General features: G+C 60.3%; 20 protein-coding genes. 10 read left to right on the top strand and 10 right to left on the bottom strand.

What is annotated here, in order from left to right; genetic code table 11:
- Positions 1–128 precede the first annotated feature (128 nt).
- The 3 genes from AAEZ09_RS02640 to AAEZ09_RS02630 all read right to left on the bottom strand — a co-directional run bounded on the left by AAEZ09_RS02640 (position 129) and on the right by AAEZ09_RS02630 (position 1,899).
- Positions 129–986: a phasin family protein gene (locus AAEZ09_RS02640; RefSeq protein WP_350598030.1), complete on the bottom strand. Its 858-nt coding sequence runs from the start codon at positions 984–986 to the stop codon at positions 129–131.
- A gap of 10 nt (positions 987–996) precedes the next feature.
- Positions 997–1,419, bottom strand: a complete 423-nt coding sequence (locus AAEZ09_RS02635; RefSeq protein ID WP_045061956.1) for a phasin family protein — start codon at positions 1,417–1,419, stop codon at positions 997–999.
- Positions 1,420–1,623: 204 nt separating this feature from the next.
- The gene (locus tag AAEZ09_RS02630) at positions 1,624–1,899 is read right to left on the bottom strand and encodes a polyhydroxyalkanoic acid system family protein (protein ID WP_045061957.1); all 276 of its coding nucleotides are present in this window, start codon (positions 1,897–1,899) and stop codon (positions 1,624–1,626) included.
- A 154-nt stretch (positions 1,900–2,053) separates the two neighbouring features.
- On the opposite strand from AAEZ09_RS02630, the gene ubiE reads away from it, so the two are divergent.
- The 10 genes from ubiE to AAEZ09_RS02580 all read left to right on the top strand — a co-directional run bounded on the left by ubiE (position 2,054) and on the right by AAEZ09_RS02580 (position 10,200).
- Entirely contained in the window at positions 2,054–2,824 is a 771-nt protein-coding gene (gene ubiE / locus AAEZ09_RS02625; protein WP_007948968.1) for a bifunctional demethylmenaquinone methyltransferase/2-methoxy-6-polyprenyl-1,4-benzoquinol methylase UbiE, read from the top strand.
- Positions 2,824–3,447, top strand: coding sequence for a ubiquinone biosynthesis accessory factor UbiJ (locus tag AAEZ09_RS02620; RefSeq protein ID WP_205893443.1), 624 nt, complete (start codon positions 2,824–2,826; stop codon positions 3,445–3,447). Before ubiE ends, AAEZ09_RS02620 begins: the two co-directional genes overlap by 1 nt.
- Entirely contained in the window at positions 3,444–5,048 is a 1,605-nt protein-coding gene (ubiB, locus tag AAEZ09_RS02615; RefSeq protein ID WP_045061959.1) for a ubiquinone biosynthesis regulatory protein kinase UbiB, read from the top strand. The genes AAEZ09_RS02620 and ubiB overlap by 4 nt, the downstream gene beginning before the upstream one ends.
- Positions 5,049–5,128: 80 nt before the next feature.
- A complete protein-coding gene (gene hisI, locus AAEZ09_RS02610) occupies positions 5,129–5,530 on the top strand; it encodes a phosphoribosyl-AMP cyclohydrolase (RefSeq protein ID WP_045061960.1) in 402 nt (133 codons plus the stop codon).
- On the top strand, positions 5,523–5,855 hold the full coding sequence (locus tag AAEZ09_RS02605) for a phosphoribosyl-ATP diphosphatase (RefSeq protein ID WP_008047820.1): 333 nt from the start codon (positions 5,523–5,525) through the stop codon (positions 5,853–5,855). Before hisI ends, AAEZ09_RS02605 begins: the two co-directional genes overlap by 8 nt.
- Positions 5,856–5,880: 25 nt before the next feature.
- Positions 5,881–6,156: a twin-arginine translocase TatA/TatE family subunit gene (locus tag AAEZ09_RS02600; protein ID WP_045061961.1), complete on the top strand. Its 276-nt coding sequence runs from the start codon at positions 5,881–5,883 to the stop codon at positions 6,154–6,156.
- Between the two features lie 10 nt (positions 6,157–6,166).
- Positions 6,167–6,613 (top strand): Sec-independent protein translocase protein TatB, encoded by a 447-nt coding sequence (gene tatB / locus AAEZ09_RS02595; RefSeq protein WP_205893444.1) that lies wholly within the window; start codon positions 6,167–6,169, stop codon positions 6,611–6,613.
- Positions 6,610–7,404, top strand: a complete 795-nt coding sequence (gene tatC, locus AAEZ09_RS02590; protein ID WP_350598024.1) for a twin-arginine translocase subunit TatC — start codon at positions 6,610–6,612, stop codon at positions 7,402–7,404. The genes tatB and tatC overlap by 4 nt, the downstream gene beginning before the upstream one ends.
- Positions 7,401–8,108 carry a 16S rRNA (uracil(1498)-N(3))-methyltransferase gene (locus AAEZ09_RS02585; RefSeq protein WP_045061964.1) on the top strand — a complete coding sequence of 236 codons (708 nt, stop codon included), beginning with the start codon at positions 7,401–7,403 and terminating at the stop codon, positions 8,106–8,108. Before tatC ends, AAEZ09_RS02585 begins: the two co-directional genes overlap by 4 nt.
- A gap of 175 nt (positions 8,109–8,283) precedes the next feature.
- Positions 8,284–10,200 carry a methyl-accepting chemotaxis protein gene (locus AAEZ09_RS02580; protein WP_045061965.1) on the top strand — a complete coding sequence of 639 codons (1,917 nt, stop codon included), beginning with the start codon at positions 8,284–8,286 and terminating at the stop codon, positions 10,198–10,200.
- A 152-nt stretch (positions 10,201–10,352) separates the two neighbouring features.
- On the opposite strand, the gene AAEZ09_RS02575 is transcribed toward AAEZ09_RS02580, so the two are convergent.
- The 7 genes from AAEZ09_RS02575 to pip all read right to left on the bottom strand — a co-directional run bounded on the left by AAEZ09_RS02575 (position 10,353) and on the right by pip (position 19,537).
- On the bottom strand, positions 10,353–11,087 hold the full coding sequence (locus AAEZ09_RS02575) for an amino acid ABC transporter ATP-binding protein (RefSeq protein ID WP_045061966.1): 735 nt from the start codon (positions 11,085–11,087) through the stop codon (positions 10,353–10,355).
- Positions 11,080–12,039: an amino acid ABC transporter permease gene (locus AAEZ09_RS02570; protein ID WP_350598021.1), complete on the bottom strand. Its 960-nt coding sequence runs from the start codon at positions 12,037–12,039 to the stop codon at positions 11,080–11,082. Before AAEZ09_RS02570 ends, AAEZ09_RS02575 begins: the two co-directional genes overlap by 8 nt.
- A 378-nt stretch (positions 12,040–12,417) precedes the next feature.
- Complete coding sequence (locus AAEZ09_RS02565; RefSeq protein WP_045062031.1) at positions 12,418–13,215, bottom strand: transporter substrate-binding domain-containing protein; 798 nt, start codon at positions 13,213–13,215, stop codon at positions 12,418–12,420.
- Positions 13,216–13,477: 262 nt separating this feature from the next.
- Positions 13,478–16,048, bottom strand: coding sequence for a glucans biosynthesis glucosyltransferase MdoH (mdoH, locus tag AAEZ09_RS02560; RefSeq protein WP_350598018.1), 2,571 nt, complete (start codon positions 16,046–16,048; stop codon positions 13,478–13,480).
- Complete coding sequence (locus AAEZ09_RS02555; RefSeq protein WP_045061968.1) at positions 16,041–17,855, bottom strand: glucan biosynthesis protein G; 1,815 nt, start codon at positions 17,853–17,855, stop codon at positions 16,041–16,043. The genes mdoH and AAEZ09_RS02555 overlap by 8 nt, the downstream gene beginning before the upstream one ends.
- A gap of 276 nt (positions 17,856–18,131) precedes the next feature.
- Positions 18,132–18,569, bottom strand: coding sequence for a D-aminoacyl-tRNA deacylase (gene dtd / locus AAEZ09_RS02550; protein WP_122841465.1), 438 nt, complete (start codon positions 18,567–18,569; stop codon positions 18,132–18,134).
- The gene (gene pip / locus AAEZ09_RS02545) at positions 18,566–19,537 is read right to left on the bottom strand and encodes a prolyl aminopeptidase (protein WP_045061970.1); all 972 of its coding nucleotides are present in this window, start codon (positions 19,535–19,537) and stop codon (positions 18,566–18,568) included. The genes dtd and pip overlap by 4 nt, the downstream gene beginning before the upstream one ends.
- Between the last annotated feature and the right edge of the window lie 98 nt (positions 19,538–19,635).

The following is a 19,635-nucleotide window of genomic DNA, read 5'->3' as shown; positions in this document are numbered from 1 at the left end:
ATCGCAGCCTTCGGCAGCTCCTACGTAGATTCCGGAGATCATGGATGATAATGGAGGTCATGGAGGTCATGTTGTGCATAAAAAACGCCCGACCTTTGCAGGCCGGGCGTTTTTATTGAGTCCTGGAATCAGGACTGACTGGTTGGCGTCGATGGTGCTGGCGCGGCAGTCGGGGTTGCAGCCGGGGTCGGCGCGGCGGCCGAGTTCGACGTGCTGGCCGGGGTCGGCTTGGCGGCAGCCGTTGCGGCTGGTTTTGCTGCAGCGGCTTTCGGCGCCGCCGGCTTCTTCACTGCAGGCTTCTTCGCTGCGGCAGGTTTTGCCGCTGGCTTGGCAGCGGGTTTGGCCGCTGTGCTTTTTGCAGCAGGTTTGGCTGCCGGCTTGGCGGTGACTTTTGCAGCAGCGGATTTGACGGCGGACTTCGCTGCAGCGGGTTTCGCTGCGGCAGTCTTGGCCACCGACTTGGCGGCAGACGCGGCTTTCGCTGCAGTCTTGGCTACCGGCTTGGCGACAGCTTTGGCCAGTGGCTTGGCAGCCGGTTTGGCCGCTGCGGTTTTAGTCGCCACTGGCGCAACCTTGGCGCCGGTGAGTTTTTCGATCTGCTTGGTCAGGGTATCGACCTTGCTATGCAGTGCCTTGACTTCATTACGGCTCGGCACGCCCAGACGCGAAATGGCGCTGTTCAGGCGCTTGTCAAAAGCACCTTCGAGCTCATCCCACTTGCCCAGTGCACGATCTTTCACGCCGCTGATGCGCGACTTGGCCGAAGTGGCGGAGTCTTTTGCCGCATCGACTTTATCGCCGACTGCATTCTTGGCGAGCTTCTCGGCTTTCTCGCCGTCTTTTACCAAGGTATCGAAGAGCTTGCTGCCGTCAGTGTCGATCTTCGAGTACACGCCTAAACCGGCCAGCCAGATTTTGCGGGAGTAGTCTTCAACTTTCCCGATCCACGAGCTGCCTTCTTTTTCGGTGTTCTTTTTACCAGCCATCCCGTTCTCCTTAAGATTTACGCGCGACGCGTTCGAGCAATGCCGTCAGCTCATCGAGCTTAGCAGAGAGTGTCTCAACGTCATGTTTAGACGGAATGCCGATACGATTCAAGGCACTTGCAACGCGCGAGTCAAAAGCCTTCTCGACCTTGTCGAGTTGCAGTTCGACTTTGCCTTTAAAACTACTGACTTCACTCTTTGCTTCATCGATCTCGGAGTTGGCGGCTTCAAGTTTTTCCGCAACTACCTTTTTGCCTTTCTTTTCAACAGTTTGACCTTCCTTGATCAACTCCTGAAAGTATTCGCTGCCTTCTTGGCCGACCTTGGTATAGGCCCCCAGGCCTGCCAGCCAGATCTTGCGGGCATAAGATTTGACGTCGCCCAGAGCAGATGTCGAAGCGTCGATTTTTTTCTTCAAAATAACTTTGGCCATGGTGCACCTCACGCGCAGAAGGTTTGAGGAACTGCCCGCGAAAGAGTCGGGCTCAGGCACAAAGTAGTGAGAATAATTAGAAACGGCACCCTAACAACTGACATGAAACGGTGGTGCCTGAATGAAAAGATCGCAGCCTTCGGCAGTTCCTACAGAGGAATGTGGACTCTGTAGGAGCTGCCGAAGGCTGCGATCTTTTGATCTTCAGGCCAGGGCCTTGTCCAGCGCCTTTTCAATCTCGGCTTTGATCATACCGCTCATGGCCGACATCATCAGGCCCAACTCCACGTCGACCTTGATAGAATCCTCGGCCACATGCACCGCGCCCTTCACCCCCGAGCGCTTGAGATTCAGGGTATCGCCCGCCCACTGCGGCTCCAGGCCGTACTGATCGGACAGTTTCTGCGCCAGCTGATCGGCCTTCTCGCGAGCCGCTTCCTTGCCCAGCGCGTGGGCACGTTCAACACTAATACGGGCCATCAAATGACTCCTGCTTTATGAATGCTTCCTGAAGCATCTTGACCGCCGCTGCGGCAAAACGTCCCGGTGATTGCCTATCTTACCTTTAGCCACTCCAAGACAAAGCAGGCCACCGGGATTAGAATGTCCCGCATTCTCTTCTGGTGACAGCGATATGACTGATCAGCGCAAAGGCAGCGATGCCGAACCCACCACTCACTTCGGTTTCAAAAACGTTCCGGAAAGCCAAAAAGCGGAGAAAGTCGCTGAGGTTTTCCACTCGGTAGCCGCCAAGTACGACCTGATGAACGACCTCCTGTCGGGCGGCATGCACCGTTTGTGGAAGCGTTTTGCGATCGAACTGTCGGGTGTTCGCACCGGTAACCGGGTGCTGGACATCGCTGGCGGCACCGGCGACCTGACGAAAAAATTCTCGCACCTGGTAGGCCCTACTGGCCAGGTCGTGTTGGCCGACATCAACGAATCCATGCTCAAGGTCGGTCGTGACCGCCTGCTGGACCTCGGTGTTGCCGGCAACGTCGAATTCGTCCAGGCCGATGCGGAAAAGCTGCCCTTCCCGGACAACCATTTTGATTGCGTGACCATCGCCTTCGGCCTGCGCAATGTGACGCACAAGGAAGACGCCCTGCGTTCGATGCTGCGCGTACTCAAGCCGGGTGGCCGCCTGCTGGTGCTGGAATTCTCCAAACCGACCAACGCACTGATGTCCAAAGCCTACGACGCCTACTCGTTCGCCTTCATGCCGTTGATGGGCAAGCTGATCACCAACGATTCGGAAAGCTATCGCTACCTGGCCGAATCGATCCGCATGCACCCGAACCAGGAAACCCTGAAGTCGATGATGGTCGAGGCCGGTTTCGACCGCGTGACCTATCACAACATGACCGCAGGTATCGTTGCCCTGCACCGCGGCATCAAACCCTGATGTTGCTGGCCGGCCTGCTCGCCAGCGTTGAGCTCGGTCTTAACCGGGTGCTGCGCCTCGACAGCACGGCCTTGCCGCGCCTGGCGCATTTGAGTGGCAGGGTGATCGCCGTCGATTGCCGCAACCCGGCATTCCAGCTGTTCATTCTGCCCAGCGACGAAGGCCTGATGCTCGCCTCCCAGTGGGAGGCCGGCGCCGACTGCACCTTGCGTGCCCCGGCCTCAAGCCTGCTGAAACTGGCCATGAGCAAGGACAAGACTGCCGTGCTGCACGGCCCGGAAGTCGAGCTCGACGGCGACAGCGGCGTGCTGCTGGAACTGGCGGCGATCCTCCAGGACCTCGAGCTGGACTGGGAGTACGAACTCTCGCGCTGGCTGGGCCCTGTGGCAACACAACTGGTCGGCGGTCATTTGCGCAGTCGCGCGCGCTGGTACCAGCAAGGATTTGTCAGCCTCGGCCAAAACCTGGGCGAATACCTGGCCGAAGAATCGCGCACCCTCGTCGGTCAGCGCGAAGCCGAAGCCCGTTTCAGTGAACTGGACCAGATCAAACTTGATCTGGAACGTCTCGAGGCGCGTTTCGAGCGCCTTTCCCGATCTCTCGACCCAAGCGATAACGCATGAAGCTGCTTGCCGTCCGCCGTTTGTTGCGCATCCAGCGCGTTGTGATTCGCTACCGTCTCGATGACCTGCTGTTCGCCCTGCCGCTGCCCTGGTTCCTGCTGGCGCTGCGGTATGCATTGCCGTGGCGCTGGTTCCCGCGCAAAACGCTTGAGCTGAGCCGCGGCGCCCGACTGCGCCTGGCCCTGCAGGACCTGGGACCAATCTTCATCAAGTTCGGGCAGATCCTGTCCACCCGCCGCGACCTGCTGCCGGAAGACATCGCCGATGAATTGATGCTGCTGCAGGACCGTGTCCCGCCGTTCGATTCGCAAGTGTCGATCAAACTCATCGAAGAGCAGCTGGGCAAGAAGATCAGCGAAGTGTTCAGCCGATTCGACGTCCAACCGCTCGCTTCGGCTTCGGTAGCGCAGGTGCATGCCGCGCAGCTCAAGACCGGTGAAGAAGTCGTGGTCAAGGTGATCCGCCCCGGCCTCAAGCCGATCATCGCCCAGGACCTGGCATGGCTGTTCATCCTGGCTCGCGCGGCAGAAAAACTCTCGGCCGATGCGCGCCTGCTGCATCCGGTGGACGTGGTCCAGGACTACGAGAAAACCATCTACGACGAACTCGACCTGCTGCGCGAAGCCGCCAACGCCAGCCAGCTCAAGCGCAACTTCGAAGGCTCGCCACTGCTCTACGTGCCGCAAGTCTATTGGGATTGGTGCCGGCCCAAAGTGCTGGTGATGGAGCGCATCTACGGGGTTCAGGTGACCGACCTCGCGACCCTGGCCGACCAGCGCACCGACATGAAGATGCTCGCCGAACGCGGCGTCGAAATCTTCTTTACCCAGGTCTTCCGTGACAGCTTTTTCCATGCCGACATGCACCCGGGCAACATCTTCGTCAGCACCGTCAACCCGTGGAGCCCGCAGTACATTGCGATCGACTGCGGCATCGTTGGCAGCCTGACCCCGGAAGACCAGGACTATCTGGCCCGCAACCTGTTCGCTTTCTTCAAACGCGACTATCGGCGAGTGGCCCAGCTGCATATCGATTCGGGCTGGGTGCCGGCGGAAACCAAACTCAACGAATTCGAAGCGGCGATCCGCACTGTATGCGAACCGATCTTCGAAAAACCGTTAAAAGATATTTCATTCGGCCAGGTGCTGATGCGCCTGTTCCAGACCGCTCGGCGTTTCAACATGGAAGTACAGCCGCAGCTTGTCCTGTTGCAGAAAACCCTGCTGAACATCGAAGGCCTGGGCCGCCAGCTGTACCCGGACCTCGATCTGTGGAACACCGCGCAACCGTTCCTCGAACGCTGGATGCGCGAGCGCGTGAGCCCCAAAGCGTTGCTGGGCAACGTGCAGAGCCAGTTTGAACAGCTACCGCACCTGGCCAACATGGCCCGCGACCTGCTTGAACGCATGTCTCAGCCTCACGCCTACGACCCGCCGCCACCCTGGCACCGCCGACGTGACGACTGGTTCCTGCGCCTGCTCGGCACCGCTCACCTGGCGGGCGGCGCAGTACTCGCGATCGGCGGCCCGCTGAACGACCTGGCCTATTGGCCAGCCGGAATCATGATGGCGGTCGGTTTGTATCTGGTCGTTCGCCGATAGCCAGTTGTGTGATCCGCTGGCACACTGTTTCAACGTTGGACTCCGCTAATGAAGTGCGGAGCCCGCTGTCGGAGTCGAAGATGAAAAACTGGCTGGACGAAATCAAGTGGGACGCCGATGGCCTGGTGCCCGCGATTGCCCAGGATCACAAGACCGGGCGCGTCCTGATGATGGCCTGGATGAACCGTGAAGCGCTGCAACTGACTGCCACGGAGAATCGTGCCATCTACTGGTCACGTTCCCGAGGCAAACTGTGGCGCAAGGGTGAGGAGTCCGGGCATGTGCAGACCCTGCATGAGATGCGCCTTGATTGTGACGCCGACGTGATCATTCTGATGGTCGAGCAGATCGGCGACATCGCCTGCCATACCGGCCGCCAGAGCTGCTTCTATCGAGTCTTCGAGAACGGCGACTGGAAAACCGTCGACCCGGTACTTAAAGACCCGCATGCCATTTACTCCGCAGGACACACCCATGAGTGACACCCTGACCCGCCTGGCCGAAGTGCTGGAAGAGCGCAAAGGCGCCGCTGCCGACAGCTCGTATGTTGCGAGCCTGTACCACAAGGGCCTGAACAAGATTCTGGAAAAAGTTGGCGAAGAATCCGTCGAAACCATCATTGCCGCCAAGGACGCTGCCATCAGCGGCGACTGCAGCGATGTGATCTACGAGACTGCCGACTTGTGGTTCCACAGCATGGTCATGCTCGCCCAACTGGGGCAGCATCCACAGGCTGTACTCGATGAACTCGACCGTCGCTTCGGTCTGTCCGGACACGCCGAGAAAGCCTCGCGCCCGTCCGCCTGAACAACTATTAGAGAGGAGCAGCAACATGGGCATTTTTGACTGGAAACACTGGGTCGTCATCCTGGTCGTTGTCGTGCTGGTATTCGGCACCAAGAAACTGAAGAACCTCGGCACCGACGTCGGCGAATCGATCAAGGGCTTCCGCAAAGCCATGAACGATGACGAAAAGCCCGCTGATCCAAGCGTGACCCCGGCGCAACCGGTACCACCTGTGCAGCCACAGGCCACCCCGGTCAACCCGCCGCACACCATCGACGTGCAGGCACAAAAAGTCGAAGAGCCGATTCGCAAAGACGTGTGAGCACTGACTAATGTTTGGTATCAGCTTCTCTGAACTGCTGCTCGTCGGCCTCGTCGCCCTGCTGGTGCTGGGCCCCGAACGCCTGCCGGGTGCTGCGCGCACTGCCGGCCTGTGGGTCGGTCGTCTGAAGCGCAGCTTCAACGCGATCAAACAGGAAGTTGAACGTGAGATCGGCGCCGACGAAATTCGCCGGCAGCTGCACAACGAGCATATCCTGTCCCTGGAGCAGGAGGCGCGGAAGATCTTCACGCCCACCCAGCAGGAGCCGACTCCGGTGCAGCCTGTCGCGGAGCCGACCATTCATGCCCCGGTGCCGAACATCGAGCCGACAATCGGCGCTGAACCTGCGCCTGTCGCTGCTCCTGCGGCGCAGCCTCTGGCCGAATCTGCAACACCTGCGGCTGCGCCTGTTGCGCCTGCCCCTCATGACCCAACACTGCCGCCGCGAGCCCCATGAGCGATCTTCCTGAAAATGACCAGCACATGCCGCTGGTTTCGCACCTCACCGAGTTGCGCACCCGCCTGCTGCGCTGCGTAGCGGCGATCTTCATCGTCTTCGCCGGGTTGTTCGCCTTCACCCAGCAAATCTATACCTTCGTCTCCACGCCGCTGCGCCAGTATTTGCCGGCAGGCGCGACAATGATCGCCACCGATGTGTCGTCGCCCTTCCTGACGCCACTGAAGCTGACGATGATGGTTTCGCTGTTCCTGGCGATTCCGGTGATCCTGCATCAGATCTGGGGTTTCATCGCACCAGGCCTGTACAAGCACGAGAAGCGCATCGCCGTGCCACTGCTGATGTCCAGCATCCTGCTGTTCTATACCGGCATGGCGTTCGCCTACTACCTGGTGTTCCCGTTGATCTTCAAATTCTTCGCTGCCGCTACGCCGGCCGGTGTGGAAATGATGACCGACATCACCAGCTACCTCGACTTCGTCATGACGCTGTTCTTCGCCTTCGGCGTGGCGTTCGAAATTCCGGTAGCCGTGGTATTGCTGGTATGGATCGGTGTAGTCGACGTCAAGTACCTGCGGAAAATCCGCCCGTACGTGATCATTGGCTGCTTCGTGGTCGGCATGATCCTGACGCCGCCGGACATTTTCTCGCAGACCCTGCTGGCTGTACCGATGTGGCTGCTGTTTGAAATCGGCATCCTGTTCGGCAGCCTGATCAGCAAGCGTGGCGAGCACCCGGACGACCAGCCGGCTGACGACTCCAACGACCAGCCGCCAGCGACCCAGCCGTGAACCTGCTGCTTCTCGAAGAGGCCGATTTCATTGCGGCCGATCGGGTGATCCTGCGTGATCGCCGCCTGACCCACATGCAGGAAGTCCACCGTTCGCAAGTCGGTGACAGCCTGCGGGTCGGCAGGATTGGCGGTCTGATGGGGTCTGCCGAGTTGCTGCGCCTGGACACCACCGAAGCCGAATTGCGCGTCACCCTTGATCAGCCCCCTCCGAGCAAGCTGCCGCTGACCATGGTGTTGGCCCTGCCACGCCCGAAAATGCTGCGCCGCGTGTTTCAGACCGTTGCGGCCATGGGAGTGCCGCGAATCATCCTAGTGAACAGCTATCGCGTCGAGAAGAGCTTCTGGCAAACGCCGTTCCTGGAACCAGACGCCATTCGCGAACAATTGATCCTCGGCCTTGAACAGGCCAGGGACAGCGTGTTGCCGGAAATTATTATCGAGAAGCGCTTCAAGCCGTTCGTCGAAGACCGGCTTCCCGCGATCACCGAAGGGACTCTGGGCCTGGTCGGCCATCCCGGCAACTACCCACCCTGCCCTCGCGGCCTGAACGAGCCGGTGACCCTGGCCATTGGTCCGGAAGGCGGCTGGATCCCCTACGAGATCGACCTGCTGGCCAAAGCCGGGCTGCAACCGGTACAACTGGGCGAGCGCATCCTGCGGGTCGAAACCGCGGTCACCGCCCTGCTGGCCCGACTCTTCTAAACACCACGCCCCCCGGTAGGAGCTGCCGCAGGCTGCGATCTTTTGATCCTGGCGTTTATAAGAGCGCCAAAAATCAAGATCAAAAGATCGCAGCCTTCGGCAGCTCCTACAGGTTCCGGAGAAGCTGCCGATACAACTCCCATAAAACCTACGTGTGGTTCGAGGGAGTTGCAGCATGTACCAATCGCTAGCCGATAAACTGGGGAACGTCAGCGTCAATCGCAAACTGGGAGTCGGTTTCGGATTGGTGTTGCTGCTGACCTGCCTGATCACCTTCACTGGCTGGACGGGCCTCAGCGGCGTCATGAGCCGGGGCGACAAGCTCGGTTTCATCTCCGGCCTGATCGAGCTGAGCAAAGACCTGCGCATCGCCCGCCAAGACTACGACATGCATCGCGGCGAACAGGGTCCCGGGACAGTCAACGATTTGCTCGGCCAACTGGATACCGGCCTGAAAACCGCCCGCACCCTGATCGAACAGCCTGCCGATGCAGCCATGGTCGACCAGCAACTGGTCGCCGTCGCTGAATACAAGCGCGCCTTTGCCGACATGACCCAGGCAACCGCGGCTCGTGAAGACGCCCGGAGCAAACTGGGGGTAAACGCTGACAACGCCGTAGCGCAAGTCAGCACGGTCGAAAAATCCATGCTGCAAGGCGAAAGCGTTGCCGACTACAGCCAGGTGATCGAACTGAGCAAGCTGCTCCAGCAAGCGCGCTACCAGGTTCGCGGCTACACCTACAGCGGCAAGGCCGAAGCCCAGCAACCGGCACTGGACGCCATCGACACCGCCCTGAAAAGCCTCGACAGCCTCGCGGCAAAACTGCCTGAGCAGCACCTTGCCAACCTGCAACAGGCTACCGGGTCGCTGAAGGCTTACCGCGCGGCTGTCAGCCAGTTCCGCGACTCCCAGGTCGCAAACGCTACGGCGCTCACGCGCATGACCGCTCAGGGCGACATCCTGATCGACCTCAGCAAGAAGCTGACGGCCTCGCAGACCATTGTTCGCGACACCGATGCCGCGCACGCCAAGAACATGCTGTTGCTGGCCACCCTGCTCGCCCTGGCTTTCGGTCTGCTGGCGGCTTGGGCCATCACCCGCCAGATTGTCATTCCCCTGAGCCAGACCCTCAAAGTTGCCGAACGCATTGCAGCCGGCGACCTGACCCACAATCTGGTGTCTCGCCGCCAGGACGAACTGGGCCAGTTGCAGCGTGCTATCCAGAGCATGACCCAGGGCTTGCGCGAGTTGATTGGCGGCATCAGTGATGGCGTCACGCAAATCGCCAGCGCCGCCGAGGAGTTATCGGCAGTCACTGAGCAGACCAGCGCCGGGGTCAACAGCCAGAAGGTCGAGACCGATCAGGTGGCAACCGCCATGAACGAGATGACCGCTACCGTGCAAGAAGTCGCACGCAATGCGGAAGAAGCCTCGGAGGCCGCTGTGGCCGCCGACCAGCAGGCCCGTGAAGGGGACAAGGTGGTGGGTGAAGCCATCGCCCAGATCGAGCGCCTGGCGCTCGAAGTGGGCCACTCGACCGAGGCCATGGGCCATCTCAAGCGCGAGAGCGACAAGATCGGCAGCGTGCTCGACGTGATCAAGTCGGTAGCCCAGCAAACCAACCTGCTGGCGCTAAACGCCGCCATCGAAGCCGCCCGTGCCGGTGAAGCAGGCCGCGGTTTTGCCGTGGTTGCCGACGAAGTCCGCAGCCTCGCCCAGCGCACCCAGAAGTCGACCGAAGAAATCGAAGAGCTGATCGTTGGCCTGCAAGCCGGCACCCAGCAGGTGGCGACAATAATGGACAACAGCCGCAGCCTCACCGAAAGCAGCGTCGAACTGACCCGCCGCGCCGGTGGTTCGCTGGAAAGCATTACCCGCACAGTGTCAGCGATCCAGTCGATGAACCAGCAGATTGCCGCAGCGGCCGAGCAACAAAGCGCGGTGGCCGAAGAAATCAATCGCAGCGTGTTGAATGTGCGCGATGTGTCCGAGCAGACCTCGGCCGCCAGTGAAGAGACGGCGGCGTCGAGTGTCGAACTGGCACGGCTTGGTACTCATTTGCAGACGCTGGTGGGACGGTTCAAGGTCTGAGTTGATGCGAACGCCTCGGTTCACACAGGACCAAGGTGATGCTATCGCGGGCAAGCTCCCACAGGGTTCAACGGTGTTACGCAAACTGCATGAACACTGAACATACTGTGGGAGCGGGCTTGCCCGCGATGGCGGCCGGATGGCCGCCGCGATCAGAGAACCTGGCGCAGGAACGCCTGTGCCCGAGGATCCTTCGGCGCAGCGAAAAACTCGGCCGGCGAAGCATCTTCCAACAACTTGCCGTGATCGAAGAACAACACCCGATCCGCCACTTCCCGCGCAAAGCCCATTTCATGGGTAACGCAGACCATCGTCATGCCTTCCACGGCCAGGGTCTTCATCACATCCAGCACTTCACCGACCATTTCCGGATCAAGCGCCGAGGTCGGTTCATCGAACAGCATCACCTTCGGCTCCATCGCCAGCGCCCGGGCAATGGCCACACGCTGTTGCTGACCGCCGGACAGGCGTGATGGAAACTCGTTGGCTTTCTGCGCGATACCGACCTTCTCCAGCAACGCCAGGGCCTTGGCCTCGCGCTCCTTTTTGCCGCGCTTGCGCACGACTTTTTGCGCCAGGCAGAGGTTTTCCAGTACGGTCATGTGCGGGAACAGGTTGAAATGCTGGAACACCATGCCGACTTCACGGCGGTAGGCATTCACGTCGGTTTTCGGGTCGGCCAGCTCCAGGCCGTCGATGCTCACTGAGCCGGAATCGAATTCTTCCAGGCCGTTGAGACAGCGCAGGAACGTCGACTTGCCGGAGCCGGACGGACCGATCACCACCAGCACTTCACCCCTGGCCACTTGCGTGGTGACGTTATCCACCGCGCGCACCACCTGGCCACGGGTATCGAAGACTTTTACCAGATCGCGGACTTCAATCACTTTGCGCGAGCCTCCGCTCTAGGCGGCTGGCGATTTTCGACAGCGGCAGGTTGATCAACAGGTACAGGCCGGCGACGCAGAACAGGATTTCGAACGGCGAGAACGAGGTAGTGATGACTTCCCGGCCGCTTTTGAGCAGTTCGGTAATCGCGATGACCGAGACCAGCGAAGTGTCCTTGACCAGGCTGATGAACTGCCCGGCCAGTGGCGGCAGCACGCGCTTGAATGCCTGCGGCAGGACCACATGAAGCATCGACTGGCCAGCGCTCAGCCCCAGAGATCGCGCGGCTTCGTTCTGGCCGCGGGCGATCGACTGCACGCCAGAGCGGATGATTTCCGCGACATAGGCGCCGGTGAACAGTGACAGCGCGGCGATCCCGGCAAATTCCCGGGACAGGTTCATCACGGTGCCGATGAAGAAGTAGAAGATGAAGATCTGCACCAGCAGCGGCGTGCCGCGCACCAACTCGACATAAATGGTCGAGAGATCGCGCAAGGTCGGGTTGCTGGACAGCCGGCACAGGCCGGTTGCCAGACCAATCAGCAGGCCGAGCACACCCGAGACCACCGACAGCCACAACGTCGTCCACAAGCCCCACAACAGCGGTCCTGCCGCCCAATAGCGAGTCACGCCCACGACATCGCCTTCTGCCACGTCATCGCCCTGGGCGACTTGCAGGCTGTTGTCATCGACGATCAGGTGCTGCTCGTCGCCAGCGTCGTTGCGCAGGGTGACTTCAGCCTTGTCACCCTTGCGTACCAGTTCGCTGACGGTGGAAATGTCAGCAGCACGCTGGGACTCTTCGGCGTGGTAGGCGAAGTACTGTGGCACACGGTTCCAGCGCCATTCGTAGGACATCAGCGAGGTGGCGTAGTACAAGGCGCCGGCCAGGCCGATCAGCACCAGCACGGTTAAAACGTGCCAGGGCCATTGGGCTTTTCTCTGTTTCATGGGTTTAGCAAAATCCGAAAGTTGTGTCGCCAGGAAGGCCGTCATCGCCAGCAGGCTGGCTCCCACACTGGATCTGTGACGCACACAAATCCCCTGTGGGAGCCCGCCAGGAAGGCCGTCATCGCCAGCAGGCTGGCTCCCACACTGGACCTGTGACGCACACAAATCCCCTGTGGGAGCCCGCCAGGAAGGCCGTCATCACCAGCAGGCTGGCTCCCACACTGGATCTGTGGCGCACACAAATCCCCTGTGGGAGCCCGCCAGGAAGGCCGTCATCGCCAGCAGGCTGGCTCCCACACTGGACCTGTGGCGTACACAAATCCCCTGTGGGAGCCAGCCTGCTGGCGATGGGAGCGGCGCGGTCTTACTGACCGAGCCTTATTCCATATCCTTGAGCCAGGCGGTGTCCTTGAACCACTTGTCATGAATGCGATCGTAGGTGCCGTCTTCGTGGATCTGGTGCAGGAAGTTGTTGATGAAGTTGAGGCTGTCGTAATCACCCTTCTTCAGGCCAAAGGCCAGCGGCTCGTAGGTGAACGGCTTGTCGAGGAATACCAGCTTGCCGGCCCCGACCTTGTTCACGGCGACAACGTTGTACGGCGCGTCGTAGATGAAGGCATCGGCCTTGCCGTTGACCACGTCCAGCACAGCTTCCTGCTCGTTGTCGTAGCCGTGGTACTTGGCCTTGGAGATCAGCTTCTTCGCGACCATCTCGCCCGTGGTGCCGAGCTTGGAGGTGATGCGGTAGTCGGCGGTGTTCAGGTCCTTGTAGGACTTGATGGTGCCTTCCAGCTCTTTGCGGATCAGCAGTGTCTGGCCAACGACGATGAAGGGGTCGCTGAAGTTCAAGCGCAGGTTACGCTCCTGGGTCAGGGTCATGCCGCTGCCGATCATGTCGAATTTGTCGGTCATCAGCGCCGGGATGATGCCGTCGTAGCCGGTGGACACCAGCTCCAGCTTGACGCCCATGGCCTTGGTCATGGCTTTGAGGATGTCGACTTCGAAACCGATGATCTCGCCGCGCTTGTTGGTCATTTCGAAGGGCATGTAGGTCGGGTCCATCCCGACTTTCAGCGTGCCGCGCTTGACCGCGTCATCGATGGCACCGGCCTGCGCCGTGCTGACTGCAACCAATGCCGTGACGCCGACCAGCAGCATCGAAAGATACTTCTTCATCATCAAGTCCCCAAAACCATTGCGGTATGAGGCGCGCAAACAGCAGATTTCCCTGGGGAAACCGGCAGATACGAACAAAAAGTTGTCCGGGCGCACCAATTCGGGGACGGATGCTATCGCAGCCTTGAAGGATTTGTTAGACGCAAAAGCAAAAGATCGTCCGACCGCGGCCCGAGCCTCCGGCAGCTCCTACGGATAAAGCCTGTAGGAGCTGCCGGAGGCTCGGGCCGCGGTCGGACGATCTTTTTAGCCGGGGAATGCTTTATGCCAACTGAGGCTGCGCACTCAGCGGTTTAAGCGGCAGCAACGGAGCATGCGGATCGGCTTTCACCGACTTGCGCCACGCTTCCAGCCACTCAGGATGACCTTCGTTCCAGATTTGCTCGTGCAGGCGAGCCAGGGCCACCGGATCACTGAGCAGTTGCACGCGCTCATTGTTGTTCAGGCCATCCGGCCCGACTTTCAATGCGTGCCGCACTCGCTCGATACGCAGCCATTCGATCGGCTCCGCCTGACCGTGACGGGAGGTCGCCAGCGAACACGCCAGGGCGTTCTGCTGCGGGTCCACCACCGACCGGACAAAGCCGTCGTTCAGCGCGTGATAGCGGTTTTCGTGGGTGTACTGGTCAGTCGCCAGCAACGCCTGTGGCGGATTGTATTCCTCAGGGATCAGGAACAGGCTCTCGTCACGGGATTTGAGCCCCAGGCCAACCCGGCTGGAAATCACCGACACCGGAATCGACAGCATCAACGAACCGACGATCGGCACCAGCCACCACAGGAAGCTCGGGTTCAGCCAGATCACCAGCAGCGCCCAGAGGAAGCCCAGCAGCGTTTGCGGACCGTGGCGCTTGACCGCTTCACTCCATGGCGTCGAGTCATCGTCACGCTGGGGCGAGTTCCAGGTCGCGGCCCAGCCAAGGAACGCGGCGAGCACGAAACGCGTGTGGAAAATCATCCGCACCGGCGCCAGCAGCACGGAGAACAGCATCTCCAGCAGCATCGACAGGGTCACCTTGAACTTGCCACCGAACTCTTTCGCGCCCTTGGCCCAGATCAGGATGATGCTCAGCAGCTTCGGCAGGAACAGCAGCACGATGGTGGTCGAGAACAGCGCGACGGCCTTGTCCGGGTGCCACTGTGGCCACAACGGATACAGCTGTCGCGGCTCCATGAAGTACTGCGGTTCCATTAGCGTGTTGACCGCCAGCAGCGCCGTCGACAGCACGAGGAAGAAGAACCACAACGGGGCCGACAAATAAGACATCACACCAGTGAGGAATACCGCCCGGTGAACCGGGTGCATGCCCTTGACCAGGAACAGCCGGAAGTTCATCAGGTTACCGTGGCACCAGCGACGGTCACGCTTGAGTTCGTCCAGCAGGTTTGGCGGCAGTTCTTCGTAGCTGCCCGGCAGGTCGTAGGCAATCCATACGCCCCAGCCGGCACGGCGCATCAGCGCCGCTTCGACGAAGTCGTGGGACAGAATCGCACCTGCAAACGCGCCTTTACCCGGCAACGGCGCCAGGGCGCAGTGCTCGATGAACGGCTTCATGCGAATGATCGCGTTGTGGCCCCAATAATGGGATTCGCCCAACTGCCAGAAGTGCAGGCCGGCGGTGAACAGCGGCCCATAGACCCGGGTGGCGAACTGCTGCATGCGTGCATACAGCGTGTCCATGCCCGATGCGCGCGGCGCAGTCTGGATGATCCCGGCGTCCGGCGTGGCTTCCATCAGGCGTACCAGGCTGGTCAGGCATTCGCCGCTCATCACGGAGTCCGCGTCGAGCACCACCATGTACTTGTAGTCACCCCCCCAGCGACGGCAGAAGTCGTCGAGGTTACCGCTCTTGCGCTTGACGCGACGACGGCGACGGCGATAGAAAATCTTGCCGAAGCCCTTGGCTTCGCGGCAGACGTCGAGCCAGGCCTGTTGTTCGGCGACGCAGATGTCGGCATCGTTACTGTCGCTGAGCACGAAGAAGTCGAAGCGATCGAGGTCACCTGTGGCCGCTACCGACTCGAAGGTCGCCCGCAACCCGGCAAATACCCGCGGCACATCTTCGTTGCAGATCGGCATCACCAGCGCAGTGCGCGCATCCTTGGCGATCGGCTCATTACCAGCGCTTTTACCGGAAATACGGTACTTGTCGTGGCCGGTGAGCAGCTCGAGGAAGCCCATCAGCGCCGTCCAGAACCCGGCAGACACCCAGCAGAACAGAATCCCGAACAGAATCAGGATGCTGGTTTGCAGCGCATACGGCAGTACTTGCGTAGCCGTCTGCAGCAGCGGTTGGTGCAGGACTTCGTTGAGGTCGACGAACGACCAGCCCTGATACGGCATGATGCCTTTCATGTACCAGCCGGCAACGATGGTCTGGCCGAGCATCAGCACCAGCAGGATGTAGCGACGGATCGAACCGACGGTGCGCCAGCGAGCCGCCGGCAACACGCGTTCATCCTTCGGCGGGGCCGGTGGATTGGTGCGACCGGTCAGCCGGCGCCAGCCACGCACCAGGATATTGGTGCGCCATGGCTCCGGCACGACCTTGGTCCGACGGATCGGCGGGGTCGCCTTCAGGCAAACCCGACCGCTGGCGTCGAGCGCCAGCATTTCCGCGTCTTCCAGCTCTTCGGCCGTGCTCAGGGCCAGGCGCTTGCCGACCGAGGCCTGGGCGGCCTCGCTCGGCGCGTCGAATGTCGAAGACGACAGCCGCTGGTGCAGCTCGCTGAAAGACTGGCAGCCCGCGAGTTCCGCGCGCTGCTGGTCGGTCATCGGCAGATGCGCCAGATACTCGGCAAGCGTCTCTGGCTGTACTTGAGAATTACTCATCGGCAGGCAACTGGTAGCTCCAGGTCTCGGTCAGGACTTCTTCAGTCGGCGCCGATTCCGGTGTGGCTGGGGCCGCATCGGCAGCTGCAGGCTGCTTGGCGTCTTTGTTGTCCTTGTTGGCGGTATCCGCTACTGGCTTGGCATCAGCCTGCTTGGCCTCTGCCAGCTTGGTTTCCTTGTCCGCCTTCTCCTGCTGCTTGGCGGCAACCTTGTCGGCCTTGGCCACGGACGAGCTGGAAACAGGCAACGAAGTCTTTGCCAGGTCCTCAGGTACGATGTTCTGCACCAGTGCAGCACGCATCTCGGTGGATTTACCCGGATCCTTGATCTTCATCCGCAGGGTCAGGCGCCAGCCCTTGGTTACAGGGTTGTAACGCACGCTGTTCTCGACCAGTTCGGCGTTGTCACCGACGCTGACCTGGCTGCGAACGTCAGTCTCAGGCGGCAGGGCTGCCAGGGACGGGCCTTCGAAGTCCACCAGGTAGGCAACGCTGCCGTCCGGCTGACGGATCAGGTTGGACTGCTTGACGTCACCGGTGGAACGCAGGGTCTGGCTGACCCAGGCGCTATCGGGTGCGTGCAGCGCCGCTTCATCGATCGTCCAGTGCAGGCGGTAGGCGACATCCAGCGGCTGGCCTGGCTCAGGCAGTTTTTCCGGACTCCAGAACGCCACGATGTTGTCGTTGGTTTCATCGGCAGTCGGGATTTCCACCAGGTCGACAGAACCCTTGCCCCAATCGCCTTTTGGCTCGATCCAGGCACTTGGGCGCTTGTCGTAGCGGTCGTCCAGGTCTTCATAGTGGCTGAAATCGCGACCACGTTGCAGCAGACCAAAACCGCGCGGGTTCTCGACGGCGAAGTTGCTGACGGACAGGTGCTTAGGGTTGTTCAGCGGGCGCCAGATCCACTCACCGTTGCCGGCATGGATCGCCAGGCCGCTGGAGTCGTGCAGTTCACGACGGTAGTTGAGCACCTTGGATGGCTGGTTGGCGCCGAACAGGAACATGCTGGTCAGTGGGGCGATGCCCAGTTTGGTGACCTTGTCGCGCAGGAACATCTGCGCCTTGACGTCGACGATGGTATCGCTGCCCGGACGCAGGGTCAGGCGGTAGGCACCGGTCGCACGCGGGGAGTCGAGCAGCGCAAAGATCACCAGGTGCTTGTCACCCGGTTTTGGCTGTTGGATCCAGAACTCGGTGAAACGCGGGAATTCTTCGCCGGAAGGCAAAGCGGTATCAATGGCCATGCCACGGGCGGACAAACCATAGGTGTGACCCTTGCCGACGACGCGGAAGTAGCTCGCGCCCAGCATGGTCATGATTTCGTCCTGCTTGTCGGCCTTGTTGATCGGGTACAGCACACGGAAACCGGCATAACCCAGTTGCTCAGTGGCCTTGGGATCAAACTTGACGTCGCCGAAATCAAAACGACTTGGGTCGTATTTGATCTCCTCGACCGTATTGGCCGTGATTTCGTTGATTTTCACCGGGGTATCGAAGTGCATGCCCTGGTGATAGAACGACAGCTTGAACGGGGTTTTCTGATCGGCCCATTCGGCTTTTTCGGTGAGGAAACGAATTTTTTGATAGTCCGCGAACTTCATATCGCGGAATTCGTTCGGCAGATTACTGCGCGGGGCTTCGTATTTCTGCCCGGCCAGCTCTTTTGCCTTGACCGACACATCATCCAGACTGAATGCCCAAAGCTGGCCGGCGCTGAGCAGGCAAAGCAGTGCAGAGCCCGCTACCAGAGCGCTTCGTAGCCGTTTGGCAGACAATTTTGGTGCAATACAGGGACTAACAATCACGAGCAACCCTCGCCGAAAACAGATCAAAAAACCAACGGCCAGCTATCTATATGCCAGGTTGGCGAGCATTGTTCCGACTCCCATGGGGCAAAATGATTCCCCAACAGGTCCAGGACAAGTCTCTACCTAAGTCAAAATGGACCAACGAACGCTGATCCCCGTAGCGCGCGATTATCTAGTAGGCCGCGTTACAACGCATCAGGGGTAACAAAGTATTTATCGCGAAAACCCCCTGTTTCCGCTCGAAATGCGCTTAAAAAGATGTTTCAAGCGCTTTCAGGCCTGTAACAGGAAGGTGACCGGGCCATCATTGACCAGATACACCTGCATATCCGCGCCGAATCTACCTGATGTCACTGTGCCATGCATTTGTTTCGCTTTGCCTAATAGATAGTCAAAAAGCTCTTCGCCCAGTGCCGGAGGGGCAGCAGTCGAGAAGCTGGGGCGCAACCCGCTCTTGGTATCAGCGGCCAGGGTGAACTGAGAGACCAGCAGCAAACCACCGCACACATCCACCAAGGACAAGTTCATCTTGCCCTCGGCGTCACTGAACACCCGATAGTTAAGCAGCTTATGCAGAAGTTTGTCGGCGCTGGCCCGTGTATCGTCGGGTTCGACCGCCACCAGCACCAGCAAACCCTGGTCGATTGCACCGACCACTTCACCCTCCACCTCGACTCGCGCGCTGCTCACGCGTTGCAGCAGAGCCTTCATGCTTCTTCAGGCGACAGGTCGAGCATGCGGCGCGCCATCAGATCGGCGGCGCGCACCAGCGCATCGGTAATGCCCGGCTCGGAGGCGGCATGGCCGGCGTCACGAATCACCTGCAGTTCACTGTTCGGCCAGTTCTGGTGCAGTTCCCAGGCGTTATCCAGTGGGCAGATCACGTCGTAGCGGCCATGAACAATCACGCCGGGCAGATGGGCGATCTTGCCCATGTCGCGGATCAGTTGGTTAGGCTCGAGAAAAGCGTTGTTGGTGAAATAATGGCACTCGATCCGGGCGATCGACAAGGCTCGCTGGGGCTCCGAGAAGCGGTCGACGACCAGTGGGTTCGGGCGCAGGGTCGCGGTCCGGCCTTCCCAGGTGGACCAGGCCTTCGCCGCGTGCATCTGGGCAATCTGGTCATTGCCGGTCAGGCGCCGGTGGAACGCGCCGAGCAGATCCTCACGTTCGTCCAGCGGGATCGGTGCAATGTAATCCTGCCAATAGTCAGGGAACAGCCGGCTGGCGCCCGCCTGATAGAACCATTCGATTTCCTGCGGCCGGCAGAGAAAAATCCCACGCAGGATCAGGCCGTGAACACGTTCCGGATGGGTCTGCGCATAGGCCAGTGCCAGGGTCGAGCCCCAGGAGCCACCGAACAGCACCCATTTGTCGATGCCCAGGTGCTTGCGGATTCGCTCCAGGTCGGCGACCAGATCCCAGGTGGTGTTGTTTTCCAGGCTGGCATGGGGCGTGGAGCGACCACAGCCACGCTGGTCGAAGGTGACAATGCGATACAGATTCGGGTCGAAGTACCGACGGCTCTGGGCATCACACCCGGCGCCCGGGCCACCGTGGATAAACACCACAGGCAAGCCTTGCGGCGAACCACTTTCGTCGACATACAGCGTGTGGGTTCCATCGACGGCCAGATCGTGCCGGGCGTAGGGTTTGATCTGCGGGTACAAAGTCTGCATTGCGCGCTCCGTAAGGGGTCGAGGTCATCCCTGTGGGGACTTCTATTATTCTGCCGTCTGGCATCATAAACCCGAATTACGTGATTGAGCACGCGCGC

Source organism: Pseudomonas sp. 65/3-MNA-CIBAN-0223 (assembly GCF_040310425.1).
In the GTDB taxonomy this organism is placed as follows: domain Bacteria; phylum Pseudomonadota; class Gammaproteobacteria; order Pseudomonadales; family Pseudomonadaceae; genus Aquipseudomonas; species Aquipseudomonas gregormendelii.
Note: the sequence above shows the minus strand (reverse complement) of the source record. Positions and strands in the feature narration are given on the sequence as shown.